Annotated in this window: 21 protein-coding genes and 2 pseudogenes; 19 read left to right on the top strand and 4 right to left on the bottom strand. The window is 31.6% G+C overall.

Going from position 1 to position 20,141, the window contains the following annotated elements; translation table 11 throughout:
- Nucleotides 1–86: 86 nt before the first annotated feature.
- The 15 genes and pseudogenes from ACZZ95_RS26720 (at nucleotide 87) to ACZZ95_RS26650 (ending at nucleotide 12,339) form a co-directional block, all read left to right on the top strand.
- Entirely contained in the window at nucleotides 87–1,559 is a 1,473-nt protein-coding gene (locus ACZZ95_RS26720; protein WP_463471408.1) for an aminotransferase class V-fold PLP-dependent enzyme, read from the top strand.
- A 315-nt stretch (nucleotides 1,560–1,874) separates the two neighbouring features.
- Nucleotides 1,875–2,114: a hypothetical protein gene (locus ACZZ95_RS26715; protein WP_253250973.1), complete on the top strand. Its 240-nt coding sequence runs from the start codon at nucleotides 1,875–1,877 to the stop codon at nucleotides 2,112–2,114.
- 93 nt (nucleotides 2,115–2,207) lie between these two features.
- Nucleotides 2,208–2,819 (top strand): RNA polymerase sigma factor, encoded by a 612-nt coding sequence (locus ACZZ95_RS26710; protein WP_253250972.1) that lies wholly within the window; start codon nucleotides 2,208–2,210, stop codon nucleotides 2,817–2,819.
- Between the two features lie 195 nt (nucleotides 2,820–3,014).
- Nucleotides 3,015–3,251, top strand: coding sequence for a hypothetical protein (locus ACZZ95_RS26705; protein ID WP_463471407.1), 237 nt, complete (start codon nucleotides 3,015–3,017; stop codon nucleotides 3,249–3,251).
- Nucleotides 3,236–4,156, top strand: coding sequence for a FecR family protein (locus ACZZ95_RS26700; protein ID WP_463471406.1), 921 nt, complete (start codon nucleotides 3,236–3,238; stop codon nucleotides 4,154–4,156). Before ACZZ95_RS26705 ends, ACZZ95_RS26700 begins: the two co-directional genes overlap by 16 nt.
- A gap of 242 nt (nucleotides 4,157–4,398) precedes the next feature.
- Nucleotides 4,399–4,599 (top strand): hypothetical protein, encoded by a 201-nt coding sequence (locus ACZZ95_RS26695; protein WP_463471405.1) that lies wholly within the window; start codon nucleotides 4,399–4,401, stop codon nucleotides 4,597–4,599.
- Complete coding sequence (locus tag ACZZ95_RS26690) at nucleotides 4,562–5,116, top strand: carboxypeptidase-like regulatory domain-containing protein (protein ID WP_463471404.1); 555 nt, start codon at nucleotides 4,562–4,564, stop codon at nucleotides 5,114–5,116. The genes ACZZ95_RS26695 and ACZZ95_RS26690 overlap by 38 nt, the downstream gene beginning before the upstream one ends.
- The gene (locus ACZZ95_RS26685) at nucleotides 5,110–6,027 is read left to right on the top strand and encodes a TonB-dependent receptor plug domain-containing protein (protein ID WP_463471785.1); all 918 of its coding nucleotides are present in this window, start codon (nucleotides 5,110–5,112) and stop codon (nucleotides 6,025–6,027) included. Before ACZZ95_RS26690 ends, ACZZ95_RS26685 begins: the two co-directional genes overlap by 7 nt.
- Before the next feature lie 4 nt (nucleotides 6,028–6,031).
- Nucleotides 6,032–7,945: a TonB-dependent receptor domain-containing protein gene (locus ACZZ95_RS26680; RefSeq protein ID WP_463471403.1), complete on the top strand. Its 1,914-nt coding sequence runs from the start codon at nucleotides 6,032–6,034 to the stop codon at nucleotides 7,943–7,945.
- Nucleotides 7,946–7,949: 4 nt separating this feature from the next.
- Complete coding sequence (locus tag ACZZ95_RS26675; protein ID WP_463471402.1) at nucleotides 7,950–8,453, top strand: RagB/SusD family nutrient uptake outer membrane protein; 504 nt, start codon at nucleotides 7,950–7,952, stop codon at nucleotides 8,451–8,453.
- The gene (locus ACZZ95_RS26670) at nucleotides 8,446–8,664 is read left to right on the top strand and encodes a RagB/SusD family nutrient uptake outer membrane protein (RefSeq protein WP_463471401.1); all 219 of its coding nucleotides are present in this window, start codon (nucleotides 8,446–8,448) and stop codon (nucleotides 8,662–8,664) included. The genes ACZZ95_RS26675 and ACZZ95_RS26670 overlap by 8 nt, the downstream gene beginning before the upstream one ends.
- A gap of 60 nt (nucleotides 8,665–8,724) precedes the next feature.
- The gene (locus tag ACZZ95_RS26665; protein WP_463471400.1) at nucleotides 8,725–9,375 is read left to right on the top strand and encodes a RagB/SusD family nutrient uptake outer membrane protein; all 651 of its coding nucleotides are present in this window, start codon (nucleotides 8,725–8,727) and stop codon (nucleotides 9,373–9,375) included.
- 5 nt (nucleotides 9,376–9,380) lie between these two features.
- Nucleotides 9,381–11,822, top strand: a pseudogene (locus tag ACZZ95_RS26660) (zinc-dependent metalloprotease).
- On the top strand, nucleotides 11,819–12,055 hold the full coding sequence (locus ACZZ95_RS26655) for a hypothetical protein (protein ID WP_463471399.1): 237 nt from the start codon (nucleotides 11,819–11,821) through the stop codon (nucleotides 12,053–12,055). Before ACZZ95_RS26660 ends, ACZZ95_RS26655 begins: the two are co-directional and overlap by 4 nt.
- 11 nt (nucleotides 12,056–12,066) lie before the next feature.
- Nucleotides 12,067–12,339: a hypothetical protein gene (locus tag ACZZ95_RS26650; protein ID WP_463471398.1), complete on the top strand. Its 273-nt coding sequence runs from the start codon at nucleotides 12,067–12,069 to the stop codon at nucleotides 12,337–12,339.
- Between the two features lie 193 nt (nucleotides 12,340–12,532).
- On the opposite strand, the pseudogene ACZZ95_RS26645 reads toward ACZZ95_RS26650, so the two are convergent.
- The 4 genes and pseudogenes from ACZZ95_RS26645 to ACZZ95_RS26630 form a co-directional block, all read right to left on the bottom strand.
- A pseudogene (locus tag ACZZ95_RS26645) lies at nucleotides 12,533–12,797 on the bottom strand (helix-turn-helix domain-containing protein); the annotation flags it as partial.
- 31 nt (nucleotides 12,798–12,828) lie between these two features.
- Nucleotides 12,829–13,146 carry a hypothetical protein gene (locus ACZZ95_RS26640; RefSeq protein WP_463471397.1) on the bottom strand — a complete coding sequence of 106 codons (318 nt, stop codon included), beginning with the start codon at nucleotides 13,144–13,146 and terminating at the stop codon, nucleotides 12,829–12,831.
- A gap of 197 nt (nucleotides 13,147–13,343) precedes the next feature.
- Nucleotides 13,344–13,736, bottom strand: a complete 393-nt coding sequence (locus tag ACZZ95_RS26635; RefSeq protein ID WP_463471396.1) for a hypothetical protein — start codon at nucleotides 13,734–13,736, stop codon at nucleotides 13,344–13,346.
- Nucleotides 13,737–14,047: 311 nt separating this feature from the next.
- Complete coding sequence (locus ACZZ95_RS26630; RefSeq protein WP_463471395.1) at nucleotides 14,048–14,473, bottom strand: hypothetical protein; 426 nt, start codon at nucleotides 14,471–14,473, stop codon at nucleotides 14,048–14,050.
- A gap of 1,100 nt (nucleotides 14,474–15,573) precedes the next feature.
- Here ACZZ95_RS26630 and ACZZ95_RS26625 point away from each other — a divergent pair.
- The 4 genes from ACZZ95_RS26625 to ACZZ95_RS26610 all read left to right on the top strand — a co-directional run bounded on the left by ACZZ95_RS26625 (nucleotide 15,574) and on the right by ACZZ95_RS26610 (nucleotide 20,046).
- On the top strand, nucleotides 15,574–16,947 hold the full coding sequence (locus ACZZ95_RS26625; RefSeq protein WP_463471394.1) for a hypothetical protein: 1,374 nt from the start codon (nucleotides 15,574–15,576) through the stop codon (nucleotides 16,945–16,947).
- A gap of 26 nt (nucleotides 16,948–16,973) precedes the next feature.
- Nucleotides 16,974–17,225 (top strand): hypothetical protein, encoded by a 252-nt coding sequence (locus ACZZ95_RS26620; RefSeq protein ID WP_463471393.1) that lies wholly within the window; start codon nucleotides 16,974–16,976, stop codon nucleotides 17,223–17,225.
- 114 nt (nucleotides 17,226–17,339) lie between these two features.
- Nucleotides 17,340–19,199, top strand: coding sequence for a DUF4365 domain-containing protein (locus ACZZ95_RS26615; protein WP_463471392.1), 1,860 nt, complete (start codon nucleotides 17,340–17,342; stop codon nucleotides 19,197–19,199).
- The gene (locus ACZZ95_RS26610) at nucleotides 19,180–20,046 is read left to right on the top strand and encodes a hypothetical protein (RefSeq protein WP_463471391.1); all 867 of its coding nucleotides are present in this window, start codon (nucleotides 19,180–19,182) and stop codon (nucleotides 20,044–20,046) included. The genes ACZZ95_RS26615 and ACZZ95_RS26610 overlap by 20 nt, the downstream gene beginning before the upstream one ends.
- Nucleotides 20,047–20,141: the final 95 nt, after the last annotated feature.

Raw genomic sequence — 20,141 nt, 5'->3', positions numbered from 1 at the left:
ACAAACTTCAATTACTTTGAAGTTTTTGAATTCTTCAAAGAAGATTCAATCAATAATAAATTTAGTTAATATAAAATGATAAGGAAATGAATGCTATTGAGACACAAACGAAACCAATTGAATTAGAAAGCTATTTTTCTAAGTTTAGAGAAAATACAGTAGGTGTAGATCATACTTTTAGATCGGTTTATGGAAAACAAAATCTGTTATATGCAGATTGGGTTGCCAGCGGCAGATTGTATGCTCCGATCGAAGATATTATGCTCAATAAAATGGGACCGATGATTGCCAATACGCATTCACTTTCTAGCCAGACAGGAAAGACTTCAACTTATGCCTATCAATATGCGAGAGATATCATTAAAAAATCGGTGAATGCAAATGAATCTGATGTTTTGATTACAACTGGAACTGGAATGACGGCCGCTTTGTCGAAACTGCAAAGGATAATGGGACTGAGAGCGATTGATGAAGATGATAAACCAGTGGTTTTTATTACGCACATGGAACATCATTCGAATCAAGTTTCCTGGTACGAAACCAATGCCGAAGTTGTGATTCTGCCTGCTGATGAAAATAATCTGGTTGATCCGAATATTCTTTCTGAAGAAATAAAAAAATATGCAGACAGAAGTTTGAAAATTGGTTCGTTTACCGCTTGTTCGAATGTTACGGGAATTATTACGCCGTATCATGAACTGGCTAAAATCATGCATCAAAACGGCGGACTGTGTTTTGTTGATTTTGTCGCTTCGGCGCCTTATGTCAAAATCGATATGCATCCAAAAGATCCGGAACAGCAGTTAGATGCAATTTTCTTTTCGCCTCATAAATTTTTAGGCGGACCAGGAACTTGCGGCGTTTTGGTTTTTAATGAGGAATTATATAAATCCAATTTTCCGGATAATCCGGGCGGAGGAAATGTAAAATGGACGAATCCGCTGGGCAAATATTGTTATAGCGAGGTCATAGAAGTTAGAGAAGATGGCGGGACGCCAGGCTTTCTACAAGTAATAAGAACTGCCTTAGCTTTGGAATTAAAAGATAAAATGGGCATTTTAAATATTAAAAACAGAGAAAAAGAACTGCTTGATCTTTGTTTTTCTAGACTTCAAAAAATAAAAGGTTTGTCCATTTTAGGAGATCTTCAAACAGACCGAATTGGATGTGTTTCTTTTGTTATCGAAGATATTCACTACAACTTAATCGTTCGGCTTTTAAATGACCGTTTCGGAATTCAGGTTCGCGATGACTGGTCTTGCGCAAGTACTTATGCGCATTATCTTTTCAATATAAACGAAAAAAAATCGGAACTCATTACAAACGAACTTTTAGAAAGAAACCAAACCAATAAACCGGGTTGGGTGCGTTTATCACTGCATCCGATTATGACAAATGATGAAGTTACGTTTATCTGCGATGCAATTGAACAAATCTCCCTGCATTATAAAAAATGGAAGAACGATTATGTGTATAATGTCGCGTCTAATGAATTTGAAAATCCTGAAATAAAAGAAACAATTTCGCAGGAAGTAAATGAATGGTTTAGGCTGGATTAAGGGGATACAAATATTTATAATACTAATAAACCTGACAGGTTTTTAAAACCTGTCAGGTTTGCTTTGAGATTTATTTAGGATGCAGATCATATCATAAGAAACCTAACAGGTTTTAAAAACCTGTCAGGTTTGTCTTTAGATTAAGATAAAACTTGTTTCAAAAAACGATCATTAGATTGAATATTGTTGCAAATTATAATTTGCAACCTCTTTCTCAATAAAACAGTGTTTTTAATTTATAATTTCGGTGTGAAATGATTTACTAGATTATTCCTGAGATACCTTATGATTAATTTAAATCTTAAACTCCAAATTATGTCTGTGCCTGAAGAATTATATAATATCAGATTTGCGGAACACTTTGAATCTATCAAATTTCTTTACTTAAACAATGAAAAGTTTAGAACAATTTGTGACGATTATTGTAATAATGTTGTTGATGCTCAAGTTTATCAGAAGAAATTTGAAAAAAATTTCCGCCGTAAATTGGAATGTGAAAACTTATCTAAAGAATTAGAAGAAGAAATATTGTTTTTTGTGGTAAGAAGCAGTTAAAACTTGTTAAAAATAAGAGGCTTACGTAAACTCAATATAAATATTACAGATAATGCCACCCTTTTCTTTATGTTTTAGTATTTAACATAAAAAATGTTTAATATTGCGTTTTTTGATCTTCAATCCTTTTTATTAATGCCTCTTTATAGCGAATATGCTGATGATATTTTATTAGATCTTCTTAAGGAAGACGATCAATCAGCCTATACCGAAATTTTTAAAAGGTATTCTAAAATCCTAATTAACCACGCCTATAAAATTCTTGAAAATCAGGATGAGGCCAATGATGTTGTTCAAGAGGTCTTTCTTTCGATCTGGAACAAACGTAACGAACTATCCATTACTGGATCTCTTTCTTCCTACTTATACAAAGCGGTAAAAAATCGAGTACTTAATTATATCGCGCACGAAAAAGTGGTTTCGCGCTACGCTGATTCTATTTCGCACTTTGTTGAAAACGACTATGTTTTTGCAGATTCTAATCTTAGAGAAGAAGAATTAGAATCGATTATAGCAAAAGAAATTGCTTTACTTCCAGAAAAAATGCGGGAAGTTTTTCTCTTGAGAAAAGTAGAAGAACTATCGTATGAAGAAATTGCCCTTCAATTAAATATTACAGACAAAACAGCCAAACAGCAAGTATATAATTCGCTCAAAATTCTGCGTGAAAAACTCAAGTCTTTAATGGGAGTTTTCATTTGGTAAAGTATTATGTTGTTTTTGTTAATTTCTATAGCAGAATCTTACTTATAACAGGCTGATTGGTAAACAAAAAATAACGTATTTCAAGATTTGTTAATGATCTAATAATATTTTTTTAATTTTTTTCGTCATTATCTATGACAAAAGTAATTTCTAACTGTCTTATATAAAACAGGACAAAAATTTCGTGTTGTAATTATGAATAAAACTGAAATCTTAACATTGCTGAAAAAGCATCAAGAAGGTACTTTATCTATGGAAGAAAGCGATAAGCTGGACGCTTGGTATTTACATAAAGCTTCTAACAGCAATTTACAGCTCAGCGAATATGAACTGGAAGACAGTTATAATTATTTAAAATCGAATCTGCCATTACAGCAGGATAGAAAAGTAATTTCTCTTTGGTCAGCGCATTGCTGTTGCGAGCATCAATAGCAGTATTTTTAGGTTCTGGAATATTTTACTTTACAAAACCAAAAGAACAAATTACTACGGTTGCAACAAATCCACAGGAAATTGCTCCAGGAGGAACAAGAGGAATTTTGACACTTTCTAACGGAAAACAAATTGTTTTGTCTGCTATTTCTGGAAAAGATACTATTGCAAAAGAAGGAGATGAAGAAGAAGTAACCATTAAGATGGGCGCAAATGGCGTTATTACCTATGTGATAAACCCAAATGCAGCTGGTTCAAAAGATGATGGTGATTCCTTCAATACACTTTCAACACCAACAGGCGGGCAGTATAATATTATTTTGGCAGACGGTACCAAAGTGTATCTTAACACAGTTTCGTCTATTAAATATCCAACACAGTTTAATGGCGATCAAAGAGTTGTGGAGTTAGAAGGAGAAGCCTATTTTGAAGTAGCCAAAAATAAAAACAAACCCTTTATCGTAAAATCAGGCGATCAATCTATTGAAGTCCTTGGAACGCATTTTAACGTACATGCCTATAACAATGAATCGGTTTTAAAAACTACTTTATTAGAAGGAAGTGTTGCGGTTTCGTATAAAAATCAAAAATCAATTTTAAAACCAGGACAACAGTCTAGTGTTTCTGACAATTTTAGTAAAATTAAAATTAAAGAAGTCGATACCGAAGTCGCAGTTGCATGGAAGAACGGCCGATTTAAATTTGATAATGCCGACTTAAAATCAGTTATGAAACAATTAGAACGCTGGTACGGAATTAAAGTAGAATACCGTGACGATGTTTCGGATGTGAGATTTAATGGAGGTACGTTTATGAATAAAAATTTGTCTGAGGTATTAAAAGTACTTGAGCTTAGTAATATAAAATTTAAGGTTGAAGGAAAAACAATTATTGTATATCCCTGATTTTAAATTTACCCGATTATATTGAGACTATAAACTAAAAAACCAGAAGCAGTTGCGATGCTTCTGGTTGTTATAAAAGTTTATAGCCAGTATAAGTTTGTCCACCTATTGTTTAACTATAACCAAATGTAAATGTATGAAATTTAATTTACAACCAAAAAAACCTTACAAAAAAATCAAAAAAAGGATTCCCAGATCTAATTTTTCTACTTGTTTATGGGGCTTCAGTATGTTATTTATGCTTGCTTTGCAGTTTTACAGGAAAAGCACAGAACATCACCATTAAATTTAAAGATGCACCACTTGAAACTGTGCTGAAAGAAGTGGCAAAACAGGCTAATTACGAAGTTTTTTATACGCAGAAACTGCTGAAAGATTCGAAACCTGTAACTATTAATGTTAAGAATGCTTGCATTAAAGGAAACGCTGAATCAGATTTTTAATTCCCAAAATTTAAAGTACACGCTTACCAACCAAACAATTGTGGTAACCGATGGAAAAGAAAAAGCGGAAAGCTTGGGAAACGGATTAATCGATATCCGAGGAAAGGTCGTAAATAATAAAAATGAACCATTTCCAGGCGTATCGATTACTCTTGCAGGTACTAATAGAGTTAGTGTAACAGATTTTGACGGAAGTTTTACTTTTGATAAAGTACCATCAAATGCCATACTGGAATTAACGGGATTAACGATAGAGAAAAAATCTATCGCTGTAGACGGACGTGCAGAATTGACTGTTGTGGTAGAAGACAAGGTTGTCGCAATGAAAGAAGTGGTGGTGACGGGTTTTCAAACTATAGCAAGAAGTAATTTTACAGGTGCAATTGCTAAAGTTGACGAAAAAACATTAAACGAAAATATCAATGCAGATTTATCAAGCGCGCTTGAAGGTCGTGTGGCAGGTTTGATGTTTCAGAAAAATCCAAGTGGAGCGACGAAGCAGATAAACCAATTCTAAGAGGTATTGGTACTTTTTCTTCTGACCAAGTAGGGTATAGTCCGCTTTTAGTAATCGATGGTTTACCGACAGAATTGACTTTAAACGATATTAATCCTTATGATATAGAAAGCGTAGACGTTCTTAAAGATGCCGCGCAGCCTTCTATTTATGGTTCAAGAGCGACAAACGGTATTATTGTTTTAACGACCAAAAAAGGAAATGGTAAATTAAAAGTGACTATAAATTCAGATTTCTTTATTGCTAAAAAGCCTAATTTAAGAGATATGAATTACGCCTCTACGAGCGATATAATCGATCTTGAACAGGCAGTTTATGATAGAGAGCGTGCAAGATTTGCCAATACAGCTACGATGTTCAGCAATTATGGAGATATCGGAAACAGCAGTATGAAATACTACAGTCCGCTTTACCAGCTTAACAGAAATTTGGAAGAAGGAAAAATCAGTACTGCTGATTATGACGGCACCATTGCACAATGGAGAAAAAACGACTATATAAAAGATTATCATGATAATGTATGGCAGAATGAATTCAGACAGCGTTATAATATTGCATTTTCTGGAAGTACAAGTAAGCAGAATACGTACGTGTCGTTAAACTATGACGAGTCAAAAAACCGTGTAAAATTCAACCAAAGCAGAGCATTTAATCTGTATGCAAAAAGCAGTTTTCAAATTAACAACTGGTTGAATGCAACATTTGGAGTAAATGGAACCTATAGCAATGACGACGTAACCGATGGCGATTACAATGATTACCTTACTATTCAAAAAAGATACGAACGCATTACCGATGATAACGGAGATCTTGTAATAGCTCCATTTGTTGGAATTAGAGATGGTTTTACTTCAAGCGGTGTTATTAATCCGGCTGTAGCCGAAAAGTTAGTCTGCTTTAAGCGGTTTTAAACCAATGACCTTTAATGTTTTAAATTCACTTCAGGAAGGGATTGAAAAACAAAATTCATTAAGCTTAAGAGCATTTGCTAATATAAAAGCAAAAATTTGGAGAGGTTTAAGTTATAATACGCAGTTTCAATATGAGGTAAGAAGAAACGATAATGAGCAGTATTACGACATCAACTCTTATAAAATGCGTTATGCTATTAATGCCTTAACAGGATATAATGCGACTACAAATGTATACACGCCAGTTGAAGGTTTTTCTACAGGAGGACGTTACGAGCAGTCAAGCAGTCAGGCCAGCAATTATTCTTTTAGAAATCAATTGGATTATGCGGAAGAATTTGGAGAAGGTAAACATTCGATTAATGCTTTAGCTGGTTTTGAAATGCGCGAAACATTTCTTCCAAGAACAATTGAACAATTGCGTTATGGTTATGATCCTGTAACTCTTAGCTCTGCTGTATTAAATAATTTAGCATTAAGCCAAACGGGAGTTTCAAGTTATATATTCGGAAATAATAGAACGCTTGGAGCTTTAGCAAGAACTCAAAAAGAAATATTACACCGCTATCTTTCCTTTTTTAGTACTGCGAGCTATACCTATTTATCAAAATATAACGTAACAGGAAGTTACCGTGTAGATAGAGCCGATTTATTTGGAGTAGATCCTAAATATAAAAACCGTCCGTTATGGTCTGCAGGTTTAGGATGGAATGTAAGTAACGAAGAATTCATGAAACCTGTAAAATGGGTGAGCATGCTGAAATTGAGAACTACTTATGGTATTAATGGAAATATAGACCAAAGTACAACTCCATACATTACTGCTACAAGAAGAAACGATAATTTATATCAGTCTTTACAATATACCAATATTACAGCACAGCCAAACCCAATGTTAAGATGGGAGAAAACGCAAAGCACGAACGTTGGGGTAGATTACAGTTTGTTTAGAGCGAAGTTAAACGGTAGTATTGATTTGTATCGCAAATACAGCGACGACTTATTGGCTACGACAGATTTAGATCCTACAGTTGGTGCATTGACAAGAAGAATTAATGCTGGAGCTTTACTAAACAAAGGAATTGAATTTAGTATTGGATCTGAATGGTTTAATAATGGTAATTTCCGTGTAGCTTCTAATGTAGTATTTGCTCATAACAAAACAACAGTAAGAAAAGTGACAAGAGCACAGTCATCTGCCTCTGTCTATATATCTTCACCTGTAGATTTTTTCCAAGAAAATGAATTATACAATAGTTTGTATGCTTACCAATATGGAGGAACAACTAACGGATACCCTTATGTTTTAGATGAAAACGGCAATCCATCAATTACTTTTGATGCTAATGGAAATCCAATTTCTACAAGTATAAAAACAGTTACTAATCCAGATGCATTAGTAAATATGGGAACTTTGATACCAACTTATACAGGTTCATTATCACAGCGTTTTTCATATAAACAATTCGATTTGAATTTCTTATTTGTTTTCTCTGGTGGAAATGTAATGCGTAAAGAAGTTTTAGCGATGGATTCTGATATCGTAAATATGTCGGGTATTGCAGATCGTTATACAGATACAAATCAAAATGGTAATACACGTTTGTATGTAGACTTAGACGAAAGTGTTAGAAATTACGCAAGTACAATCAGCAGTCAGTGGAAAAATTCAAGTGCCAATGTTGTAGATGGAGATTATATTAAACTTAGAAATATTTCTCTTGGTTATAATCTGCCAAAAACCTTTGCAACTAGAATGAATATTGCATCGGCTAAATTTACTTTCCAAATGAATAACATTTGGTATTGGAGTGCAACTGGAAATCGTATTGATCCAGAAGTTTACAGTGCAAACGCGCCGACACGTAATTTGCCATCGCCAAAAACGTATTTACTTGGCTTTAACCTTACTCTTTAAAAAAATGAAACAGATATATATAACACTGCTGTCGTTGATGATGTTAACAGTAACATCATGCGAAGATTATACCGAAATTACACCAAAAGGAGCTTTAGTTATTGAGACACCAGAACAATTTCTTGAACTGGTATCGCTTCCAAATAGAGGTTATCCAATCAACAACTTTCAATATTTATCAGACGATCAATGGATGAGAGAAGCAAACGTGATTGGAAGAACTCCAAACATTGATATTATCAATTTTACTTTTGACGAAAGTGTCGATAGAGTTTCCTTACTTGGAAGTTCCAGCTTTTACAATCAGGCTTACACTTACATTAACAGATGGAATACGATTATTTCATTAGTAGATGAAAGTAAAGGCGATGAAAACACTAAACGTTTAGCAAAAGCAGAAGCTAAAATCTATAGAGCTTACGATCACTTTTTATTGATAAACACTTATGCTAAAGGATATGATCCGCAGACGGCGTACCACAGATGGCGGAATTTGCATTATGGATAAATTTGATTTAGAAGCACAGCCTTCAAAATCAACTGTAGCACAGGTTTACGATTTTATTCAGAAAGATATAGAAGATGCATTACCTTATCTTCAGGAAAAACCAATTGACGTTTACCATCCGTCATTAGCATTTGCGTATGCATTTAAAGCTAAAGTTCATTTGTTTAAACGTGAAATTGCCAACGCTCAAGCAATACAGAAAAATCACTAAGTTATAACAATCAAATATTTGATATGGTTGCCTACAACACTCAAGGCGGACCAACGGCACTTGCCGTTCCAGCAAGCAAATAATGTTGAGGTTTTGAGTTATATGTACATGACTGGTTACAACGAGATGAACTTTGCACAAAGTTATATCATCAGTCCAGAGTCGCGAACTTTATTTGGTACTAATGATGCACGTTTTAATTTGTTTTTCAATTCAACAAGCGCAACCAATCTAGATCAAGGTTCAAATACAGCTTATTGGGCAACACAGTACACCAGATTCTTTTATCCTACAGTTGGGATGAAAACTACCGAAGTATATTTAATGCTGGCAGAATGTTATGCAAGAGATAATAAATTTAATGAAGCAGTTACGGTTTTAAATACATTGAGAGCAAAACGCATTTTATCTGGTACAGTAAATTTAGCTGTCCCAGCAACAAGAAAGGAAACAATGGAACTTGTTGTGAACGAACGCAGAAAAGAATTGCTTTTAGGTTTCAACCGTTTTTTCGATTTGAAAAGATTAAATACCGAAACAGAATATGCAAAAACGGTTACGAGAGTATTTCCAATTGTAAACAAGACTGTTCCTCAAAAAACGTACACGTTACAGCCTAACTCTCGATTATACATTGTACCATTTCCTTTATCTGTACTGCAAAAGAATCCTAAACTTACCTTGAATACTGACGAAAAGGTTCCATTTTAATTATAATGAAGAAATTATTTATTTTATTAATCATGCTGGTGGCTGTTCACCAGCATGGTTTTGCTCAGACTCCAGAAAAAAAAGCAGATAGTACCAGTACGCGACCCAAAGGAATGCAGGCTTATAATAAAGTAATTACCGATAAAGCTAAAAGTAAATCGGGATTGTTTGTTGTAAGTCAGGTGGATACTAAATATTACTTTCAAATTCCAGACAGCTTATTTAACAGATATATGCTGGTAGTAACCAGATATCTTTCTACTCCTGAAGGTTTTGGACGTTTTGGTGGAGAAAAAGCAAACGAACAGACTATTTATTTTGAAAAAGGGGCTAATAATACAGTCTATTTAAGATCTCTGCAATACAAACAAGATGTTCGCAATGCCGATTCGATGCTGGCAAAAGCATTGGCAGGAAGTAATGAAAATCCAATTGCATACTGCTTTTCCAATAAAAACAACCAATCCTGATAATGGCAATGTTGTTATTGATGTAACCGATATTTTCAAGAAAGATAATCCTATGTTTTCTATAGAAAGTAAAGAGAAAACAGAGAAAAAAATAACCTCACTTGCCGATGATAAATCTTTCGTAGAAACTGTAGATACTTATCCGATTAATATCGAAGTAAAAACTACAAAAACGTATACTAATGCGACATCAAGCAGTGGAAGTGTAACATTACGATTGAATACCTCAATTGTACTGCTTCCTAAAACGCCAATGCGCAAACGTTTTGCAGATGAAAGAGTGGGCTTTTTCGCTAATAAATATGTTTTGTTTGATGATGATGAACAACGTGCTCAAACAAAATATATCATTCAGCGTTATCGTCTGGAACCAAAGGACAAGGATATTAAGAAATATCTAAACGGAGAATTGGTTGAACCAAAAAAACAAATCGTTTATTACATCGATCCAGCAACGCCAAAAAAATGGAGACCTTACCTAATTGCCGGAATCAACGACTGGCAAAAAGCATTTGAAGCCGCTGGTTTTAAAAATGCAATTGTAGGTAAAGAATGGCCGGAAGATGATCCATCAATGAGTTTAGAAGATGCCAGATATTCTGTAGTGAGATATTATGCATCTGAAACACCAAATGCGTACGGGCCGAGAGTAAGCGACCCAAGAAGTGACGAAATCATCGAAAGTCATGTAGGATGGTATCATAATGTGATGAAATTGGTGCAGAGATGGTACATGATTCAAGCTGGACCTTTAGATCCAAGAGCTAGAAAAATGCATTTAGACGATGAATTAATGGGACAGCTAATTCGTTTTGTCTCTTCTCACGAAATCGGACATACAATTGGATTGCGTCATAATATGGGAGCCAGCGACGCTACTCCGGTAGAAAAATTAAGAGATAAGAAATGGGTTGAAGCAAATGGCCATACCGTTTCTATTATGGATTATGCCCGATTTAATTATGTGGCACAGCCAGAAGATAATATTAGCCCAAAAGGAATTTACCCGCGTATTGGAGCTTACGACAAATGGGCTATAAAATGGGGATATACTTATTTTTCAAAAGCGAAAGATGAGTTTGAAGAAGAAACTGCACTTGCCAAATTAACGACTGATAGTTTAACTGCTAATCCTAAATTATGGTTTGGAGGCGAAGGAAAAGACGAAGATCCACGCGACCAGACAGAAGATCTTAGTGATGATTCTGTAGTCGCAAGTGATTACGGAATCAAGAATTTGAAACGCGTTGTTCCTAATTTGATTCAATGGACGTATCAGCCTAACGATGCTTATGATAATTTATCAGATATGCACAAAGCAGTCGTAAAACAATATGGATTGTACTTGTATCATGTACTAAAAAATATTGGAAATAATTACGTAACCAAAAGAACTGTTGAGGAAAAAGGTGTAGTATATAAGCCAGTTCCTAAAGCCAAAGTGAAAGCGGCTGTAGATTATGTTGGAAGACAATTGTTTGTTGCGCCGCTTTGGATGTATCCACAGGAAATCGATCAATATATTGCTTTAAAAACGGAAGATCAAATTGCAGACCAGCAGAATCAGGTTTTAAATATGTTATTGAGTTCTGGTATGCTGTATAACATCAGTTTAAAATCAATGCAGTCTGAAGGAGCTTACACCGTTCCAGAGTTTTTGAACGATTTACAGCAAACAGTTTGGGTAAAATTTAGTGGAAACGAGAAATTAGATTTTTACAGACGCAGTTTGCGACAGCGACTATATTGATAAGTTATACCTCTTGTTATTGCCAAAAGAAGCAGAAGGTACTAGAGCTTTAAACACAGCACAGCGCAGTGATGTAAGATTGTATGCCAAGCAAGCATCTTTTAAAATTAAGAGATGACGTAACTAACTTAATGACTGGAGCGGCAGATTTGAACAAAGAACATTACGAAAGTATTTTGATAGAAATAGATAAAATCATCAATAAACTCAATAAAACCACGATATGAAAAATGTATTAGTCATAGCCTTAATTTTCTTAAGCAGTCTGGCACAAGCACAGTTAACATCAAAAGAAGAAGTCGCTCCTGAATTAGCGACAAAACGTGAAGCCCAAAAAAAGGAAATCACGAACAATTATTTAGCTTTAAAAAATAATCTTTTAGTTTCAGATAGTCTGGCAGTGGTTAAAAATGCGACGCATTACAAAAATCATTACAAAACTTTAAGTTTAAAAAACTGACTCTTGAAAAAATGAACGAAGCAACTACAGCAAGAAAAGAAATTATACAACTTGTCGCTGAAGTTAGCGCTACTAAAAATATCAACAAACAGCGTAAAATTTTTCAATCACTTTCTGTAAAGTTTTGGGATCTCGCACCAAAATTCAAGGCAGAAGATACTGCATTATTTCTGCAAGTCTGCCCAATGACCAGCGCAGAGTGGGTAAGTGACAGCAAAGAAATTAAAAATCCTTACTACCCAAAAAATATGCTGACCTGCGACGAAGTAAAAGCAAGTTTATAATTTAGTTTTGAATTAGTTTGATGAGTGCGGTTTCCTGTATAGGAGCCGTATTTGTTTTTTAGGATTGTTCCGAAAGAAATAGCGACTTCATCTTAAGAATAATTAAGATTTCTTTTTTTCTTTAGTGCAATAGTATTTATTTCTACTTGGGATAAAAAAAGTAATGATCTCAGCTTTTTGAAATAAATTTGATTTAATTCAAATTCCTATATTCATTAGGAGTGCTTGCCAACATGCTGTTTAAAAAAACGTGTAAAGTGCTGTGGATATTTAAATCCGAGTTCATATGCAACTTCATTAATAGTTTTTTCGGAATCGAATATTTTGTTTTTGGCTGTATCAATAATTTTATTCTGAATGTACTCCTGTGCAGATTTTCCAGTTTCTTTTTTAATCAGATCTCCAAAATAATTAGGAGAGAGATTAAGTTCACCTGCATAATAAGCAACAGAAGGAAGCATACAACTCTGTTTTACGCCAACGATATTGCTAGTGAATCTCATCGACCGTCCAATGAAAAAGAGGTTGTAAAAGCGAGAGTTTTTTCCACGGAAGTGATTTAGAATATATAATAATCCCTAAATCTTGAGATTCAAGTTCTAATATTTTTGATGCATTTGAATATTTGTATTGTAATTTTATTTTTTCGTGATCATAGCTGGTTAGTAGAAATTGATTTTTAGAAGAATTAATTTCTAAATAAAAATCCTCCATTGTATCGTCTGTATACTGAAAAATTAAATAATTTTTTCGGTGAATAAAGATTCGCTTTATTTTTAAGTTTCGTCGCATTTTTGTGTTGCTCATCTTTTTTTATTTCTAAGACTTCGTATGCCCCATGAAGCGGATTACGTAGTGTATTATCATCATTAAATTCGTTGTTTTGAATATAAGGATAAAGTGATTCAAAAAAGATAAAAAGTATCAAAGAGGCCTTTAAGACAAGTCTTATTATTTGTGAAGAAAGTAAATCGCTTCCCGAAAGACTTGTCAAAGTCACAGCTTTATTTAAAAGAAAAAAATTGCCAGATTCTTTTTAGAGAAGGAATAAGCAATAAGAAACAAATTAGTAATAAGAAGGATGAATATAATTTTACAGAAATGTCAAAGCCAAAATTGATAAAAACAACGTTAGTTAAAACTCCCAAAAGAATAAAAAGGCCAAGAATTCTTGTTTTTTTAAACAGCAGCATCAAAGCTGGAATGACTTCCATTAGTCCCATAAAAAGATTATACGTATAAGAAGTTCCCATAGTGCTCCAAAACAAAATGTCTCTGTCAAGCATTCCTAAAGGCGTATACAAAGTATTTGGTTCAGGAAGGTAGAATTGAGCTTTAAAGACTTTATCAAATCCATATTTAAGCATAATACAGGAAAGATAAAAGGTCAAAATCATTTGAATTGTCCTGACAATTAAATTTTGATGAATCTTCCAGAAATTTAAAAATGAAAATAGAGTTTTAAAAATTATTGCTAGAATTAACAAAATGAAAAACAATAAATAAAATGTTGTTGAATCTGAAGTGATTTCACTATTTGAAATATAAATTCTGTCAAAATTTGAGGCAATAATTTGAATTAAATTTTCAAAAAAGAATCTTGTTACTTTATATTGAAAGTTAAGATATCGAAAAGAAAATGGCACAAATAATATTCCTAAAAACGCGAATATTAAAAATAACTGATAAGCAAAAACTCCTAATTTTTTCATTTTATGCCAATAAAAACTATTTTATTAATAGGAGTTTGCATGAGTATTGTTTTAGAAGATTTCCTAAGTTTTAATAAGTTTTTCTTATTTAATACAGGATCATTGACAAGCTTGTCTGTGATACGAATAAAATCAGAATCCTTTAGATTATTATATTCTGACCCAAACATATAATTCTTTTTAGATTGCCTGTATTTTATTATAGTGACAGATTTGCTCAAAACAATAACGGTATCAAGTAGAATAATGCTCCTCTCTGGAGGAGTTCCAAAGTTAGAACCATTAATGTCAAATAAATTGTTTTGATAAGCTTTAAAAAAAGAACCCTTAGAACCACTGTGGCTTTTATGAGCAATTACCTTTGTTTGTGCTTGAGATATTGCAGAAATAAATAAGAAAATGAATAATATTTTTGCTTTCATGATTATAATTTGATTGAAGTGTTAGTTATAAAATTTATGATGTGATCAACTATTTTTTTCTTTGATTATGTAAATATAAACTTTCTTTTTTTTTGTCGCTTCTCTTATTTCTAGCTAGTTGATCAAATTTATGATTTGCAAATTTAGTATTTAAAATGGCTGGAATTGGGCCAATAAATTATATTACTATCAAAATAAGACAATCAGTCAATCAGTCAATATCTCTATTGTAAAAGATATGTTCTTTAATAATTGAGATAGTTAAGTTTTTCATTTTATCAAATAGATTTAATCTTGTTACATCTTATTTTATAGAGTGTCCTTTTATTAAAAAGGTTGGGAATGAATACAAAAATATTGTCCTCAACAATATATTGCAGGACAGTTTATAAAATGCAAATTGAAAGAGGATTTTGTGATTGGTAGAAAACTTGTTGAATGTTTTTAAAACAAAAAGCCTGTAAACAAAGAGTTTACAGGCTTTTTTGTGGACTTGACGGGATTACAATCGAACACCTAATTCCTATATTAATGTTTATAGATAAGCTGGGAAAAAAAGCTTTGAATCCCTTTATATATGGTTTTGTCTCATTTAATATTTTTTAAAATTCACAATTGTTTTTTTCTTTTTGTGTATTTTTTCTAATAATGGTTACTTTGTTTTATTTATTAACTAAAGGTGTTCGATAGTTGAACACTTTTTCATATATTTCATTTCGTAATGAATGACAAATAAAGAATTAGGAACAACTGCAATAGAATTTATATCTGATAGTATAGATTTCTTAAGCTAATGCAATTTAGGAAAACGAGCTGATCAATTGAATAAACACTCTTTAACTCAGATATATCTAAGTGTAGCTGAAGATTATGAGCGTTATAAAATGCAATATCAGTCTATATTTCCGAAAATACTTTGAAAAAGTTTACCGCTGAATTGAGGAAGAATTAGAAGATGAGTATATGACAGATTACAGGTATAATGATTTATATGACACTTTTTTTAATCAGGAATTAGAAAAGGTAACGCATGATTTTAAAAATTTCACAAAATAATAAGTGAGTAATTAATTAGATATAATTTTATTGAATATTGCATTATGAATAATAGTTTGCCAGAATTATTTAGTAAATACGACGATATTTTAGACTCTCCCATTAAAATGGAAAGTACTAATCAAGCAATTAGAGTGTATGAAGGAGAATTTAGTTTAAAGGATGAAAGTGATGAAATTAAACTTATAGGAAAGATTGAATATAGATGGCTTCCTCATAAAGGTGTTGTTTTTTATGGGAAACCAACAGAAAAATCTGAAAGAATAGTGAGGCTCATAAATACAATTGGATCTTTTGATGTTATTTGTGATGAATATAATTTAGGGAAAGGTTTTATATCTAATTTCACTATTGGTGATGAAATTAAAATAAAAGGTGTGTTCCACTTTAAAACAATATTTGGAGATAAAACAGTAGCTGTTGATAAAATAAAATTTTGTGTGCCCAATTTTAGGGAGTTTTTGGGGGGAGTAGTTAAAAAAATAGATGGTACAAGTAGAGGAACATACAAAAGTAGAATAATTTTAGATAATGATAAATATTCAATTATTATTGATAAATGCCTCAAGTATAAAGAATCTGTTGATTTGCTAAATGAAAGTGGAGGATATTTAATTTTATACTCAGGAGAATTAAAAGCGAAAAAAGGTACTCTAACATTCCAAAACTCCAAAGAAATTCTTCATTGTTTAAATGTTTTTCTTAGTTTCTTAAATGGTAGACGTACTTCAGCATTATTTATACATGGCGTTTATGAAGAAAACGCTCTTTGGATTGACTATTCTAATTACTATGTTGATTCTTATGACAAATTATCAAGCTGGACAAATTCACATTCTACTGAAGGTTTTAATGAACTTTGGCAATTTTTCAGTAATAAATGGAAAGATGAGAACCATAGAGATGTTCTAAATACTGTAATTCATTGGTACATGGAATGTAATAAAGGTAGTGGTTTTATTGAAGGTTCTATTATAATGGCACAAACAGCTTTAGAGTTATTATATAATTGGTATGTAGTAGAGAATAAAAAGCTATTAATAGGTAAAGATTCAGAAAATATAAATGCCTCTAATAAAATACGTTTACTTATTTCTCAACTGAATATAAATTATGATGTTCCAAAAAGTTTTGCATCATTGCAAAATTTTTTAAAGTCTGAAAAGTTGATTGATGCTCCTGAAGCTGTTGTACAGATAAGAAATGCAATTGTGCATTCTCAGGAGGAAAAAAGAATAAAACTAAGTAAGATAGAAAATAAAGCTAAACAAGAAGCTTTAGAGCTTTGTATTTGGTATATTGAGATGGCTTTGTTAAAAGTTCTAAATTTTAAAGGAAATTATTATAATAGATGTTCTGATAATCGTTTTACAAGTGGAAGAGTAGAAAAGCTTCCGTGGGTTAATGATAGTAATTAATTTCATAGTATAATAATCATCATTGTATGAAGAAATTTGAAGAAATTGATTTTGAAAAGCTTTCTTCCAGAAAGCAGTTAGAAATGAAGTTGTATCCAAAAATAAAGTGGATGTATGTGAAGTTTTACTCAATTTATGGATATTACTGGGCATATAAATTGTTTTGTAAAAACTATGAGCTTCCTTATTGGGAGCAATGGGCATTATGGATTTTTGCAATGTTAAGCTTGTATTTTTTTGCGAGGGATGAAAAGGTCGATAATTTTTTTAATAAATAATAATAGATTTTTAAATCGTAATGAAAAGATAAAAATGGTAGATTTCTTTAATAAGTTATATCAAATTTTAAAAAACTTCTCTAATTTTTTTCAGAATATAGATAATGTTAAATTATGACAGTAAAGAGTGTGAAAAGCCAACCCAGTACAAATTTTATTGAAAAGGAAGCTCTTAGTAAGATTCGCAGTAAGCTAAGAAATTTATTTTTTTTAAGAGATTTAGAAATTCTTGAAAATGAAACCAACCCCAGTCAGGATTGGGGGACAGATATCTATATTGAAGTTCTCAATAAGTCTAAGCATAATAAAAGAGAAATACTTTTTCTTGTACAATCTAAAGGCATAAACAAAAAGCCCAAAATTCTGAAAAATGAGGATTCTTTTTCATTCCAGATGTCTCTTCGACATGCTAATTATTTTTACTATGAATTATCGGAACCATCAATTTTTATGGTATGTGATATATCAAATGATATAATTTATTGGTATGCTGTTCAACTTGATAGCCAATTGGAAGGTCAGATTATTGAGCAAGCTCAAAAAGGGAAAAAATCTTTACAAGTTAAAATACCTCAAAAAAATGTTTTAAATGAAGAAAATTTTGAGAGATTCTTTTCAGATATAGAAGATTCTCAAAAACATCAATTATATAAAAGAAAATCAAAGATCTTTTTAGGGCCTAATTACAAGCAAATTAATCACGAAGTAAACAAACTAAACATTATAGATGGGCTTTGTACGGTAATAGATAAATTTGAAGGAATTGATGTTCTGCCTATCCCCGTAATTAATGGACTAGATATCTTTATTGGTAAAAATGGAAGTTTACTTGGAGAGAATCTTTCAACTGATAATGAAGCTATTTTTGATTTGTTTAGTAGCTTAGAACTTAAGGATAATGTATATTATTTTAAGAATTTAGATCTTGATTACTCGCACGTCAAAAATTTACAAGAAAAACTTAAGAAAATCTTATTGTTTTTCTCTGTGAATTGGATTACACACTTAAATTGGCGTGGTAAAGCAAAAAGAATTGAAAATCGAATTTGCGTTCATAATCTGTATTTTTCAAGTAATTGCAGTTGTGAAAGATGTTGTTATGGCGAATTAAATTTTAAAAAAACAAGCGAATTACTAAAAAGCGATTTGGATTCTACAAATGTTGCATTTAGATTACGAAAGGCTTATACATACTACCTAATTGCTGATTTTGAGAAGTCGTACAGGGAACATAAAAATATACTTACTGATATTACCATTAGTAAGTTTCCTGGTTTTTTTATTATTGTAAAGTTTAACTTGATTCAGTTAAAAAAAATGATTTCGTGGGATTATTTTGGAGTAAATAGGAATGAAATACTTAATGATTTAGATGAATTAACATTTGATCTCGACGAAATACTAATACCTGAACATTTTATTGATATTTTTAAGTTGGTAAAGGATAAAAGATTTATTGATGGTGCTTTATGGGAGATTGATAGTAAATTATCTGAAATTCAAAAGTTTTGGTTTAATGATCAATTTGGAGGTAGCTCACGAAATGGTTATTCCAGAGCTTTAATAGTAGATTTTTTAAGAGCATACGGTTTTATTGAATATAATTTATTAATTTACAGTGACTATCGTGAATTTGAAGTATTGGTAAATAAAGCTCTGGAAGGTATTTTTGCACTTTATTCAATCAATAATCCAGCTTCTGATAAGTATGATCATTTTGGTTATACAATTATTGATATGTGGCTTTTTCATGCCGAACCAAAGCATGTACGATATTTACTAAATAAGTATAAATTGAAATCATTAGATATTCAATTTACTGATATTACTTATGACCGTCTTAATAACTATATAGATAATTTGGTTAATTCAACAGGAATAATCATTGATAATTTTAAAAGTGAAAATTATAAGCACAATAGAAAAAATCTTGCAGATAACGCAAAGTTATTTGATGATATTGGAAGTAATTAATATTCCTAATGATCAAAAAAATGCACTAATTGAAAAATATTTACTTTTATTAGAAATATTAGGAGAAACTTATTTTAGAAATTATGATTTCCTTTATAGTTTTTTAAACAGTAGTAATGAAGTTTCTATATCTAATCTTGAAAAGATAATCTCATTGCTTACTTTGGATAATTTACAGTCTAGCAATCTGTTTTCGTTGGCCATTGAGTTATATGTCGAAAAAAGTAATGAAGCCTCAGTTTTAATTGAGGATTCACTCAAAAAGATATTGCAGATTTCAGAATTTTCTATTGAGGAATTCTGTAAGAGAGAGCGATTTGCAAATCTAATATTTATTATAAAATATCTAACTGTTGAGACTATTACAATATTAAAAGAGCAGTTGAACTCTAAACTTGAAAAAGATTTTGATGAGGAGTTGTATTATCTTTTTTCTATTTATAGTGTATTGGATCATAAAGTAGAGTTTTTTGAAAAGTATTTAGAACTAACTCCAGACTATACAAACCTAAAAACTGGACATGAGTTTTTGAGTGGAAGAAAAGAAACCAAAAATTATCACTTGGATAAAGTTATAAATTTGATATTCAAATTTAATATTGAGTTTACATCGGAAATTAGATTGCTTTCTTCTAAAGCAATGGATAAGGATTATTATGATTGGCTAATGGATATGGAAGGATTTGATTATTCTAAATTCAACTTATATTGGATACTTTACTATAAAACAGATTTTTATAAGAAAGCATTTAAGAAGAGTCAAAAATTAAGGATAGAGATTATAAAGGGTTTAAAGGAAAATTACATTGAAGGTGTGGCTAAAATTTTCTTAAATAATTTTAATTGATTTTTTTTTTGATTGAATAATTAAAGAAATAAAATTAATACCATTAAAAAAGCCTATGAATTTTTTTCTTAGGCTTTTTATAATTTTATATTGAT

It is taken from the genome of Flavobacterium sp. AC267, from assembly GCF_979258715.1.
Note: the sequence above shows the minus strand (reverse complement) of the source record. Positions and strands in the feature narration are given on the sequence as shown.

Bases quoted from the DNA above. Each gene is read 5' to 3' on its own strand.
- ACZZ95_RS26720 (WP_463471408.1), top strand. From the start codon at position 87: ATGAATGCTATTGAGACACAAACGAAACCAATTGAATTAGAAAGCTAT.
- ACZZ95_RS26715 (WP_253250973.1), top strand. From the start codon at position 1,875: ATGTCTGTGCCTGAAGAATTATATAATATCAGATTTGCGGAACACTTT.
- ACZZ95_RS26710 (WP_253250972.1), top strand. From the start codon at position 2,208: ATGTTTAATATTGCGTTTTTTGATCTTCAATCCTTTTTATTAATGCCT.
- ACZZ95_RS26705 (WP_463471407.1), top strand. From the start codon at position 3,015: ATGAATAAAACTGAAATCTTAACATTGCTGAAAAAGCATCAAGAAGGT.
- ACZZ95_RS26690 (WP_463471404.1), top strand. From the start codon at position 4,562: ATGCTTGCATTAAAGGAAACGCTGAATCAGATTTTTAATTCCCAAAAT.
- ACZZ95_RS26680 (WP_463471403.1), top strand. From the start codon at position 6,032: ATGACCTTTAATGTTTTAAATTCACTTCAGGAAGGGATTGAAAAACAA.
- ACZZ95_RS26675 (WP_463471402.1), top strand. From the start codon at position 7,950: ATGAAACAGATATATATAACACTGCTGTCGTTGATGATGTTAACAGTA.
- ACZZ95_RS26670 (WP_463471401.1), top strand. From the start codon at position 8,446: ATGGATAAATTTGATTTAGAAGCACAGCCTTCAAAATCAACTGTAGCA.
- ACZZ95_RS26655 (WP_463471399.1), top strand. From the start codon at position 11,819: ATGAAAAATGTATTAGTCATAGCCTTAATTTTCTTAAGCAGTCTGGCA.
- ACZZ95_RS26650 (WP_463471398.1), top strand. From the start codon at position 12,067: ATGAACGAAGCAACTACAGCAAGAAAAGAAATTATACAACTTGTCGCT.
- ACZZ95_RS26640 (WP_463471397.1), bottom strand. From the start codon at position 13,146: ATGAGCAACACAAAAATGCGACGAAACTTAAAAATAAAGCGAATCTTT.
- ACZZ95_RS26635 (WP_463471396.1), bottom strand. From the start codon at position 13,736: ATGATTTTGACCTTTTATCTTTCCTGTATTATGCTTAAATATGGATTT.
- ACZZ95_RS26630 (WP_463471395.1), bottom strand. From the start codon at position 14,473: ATGAAAGCAAAAATATTATTCATTTTCTTATTTATTTCTGCAATATCT.
- ACZZ95_RS26625 (WP_463471394.1), top strand. From the start codon at position 15,574: ATGAATAATAGTTTGCCAGAATTATTTAGTAAATACGACGATATTTTA.
- ACZZ95_RS26620 (WP_463471393.1), top strand. From the start codon at position 16,974: ATGAAGAAATTTGAAGAAATTGATTTTGAAAAGCTTTCTTCCAGAAAG.
- ACZZ95_RS26615 (WP_463471392.1), top strand. From the start codon at position 17,340: ATGACAGTAAAGAGTGTGAAAAGCCAACCCAGTACAAATTTTATTGAA.
- ACZZ95_RS26610 (WP_463471391.1), top strand. From the start codon at position 19,180: ATGATATTGGAAGTAATTAATATTCCTAATGATCAAAAAAATGCACTA.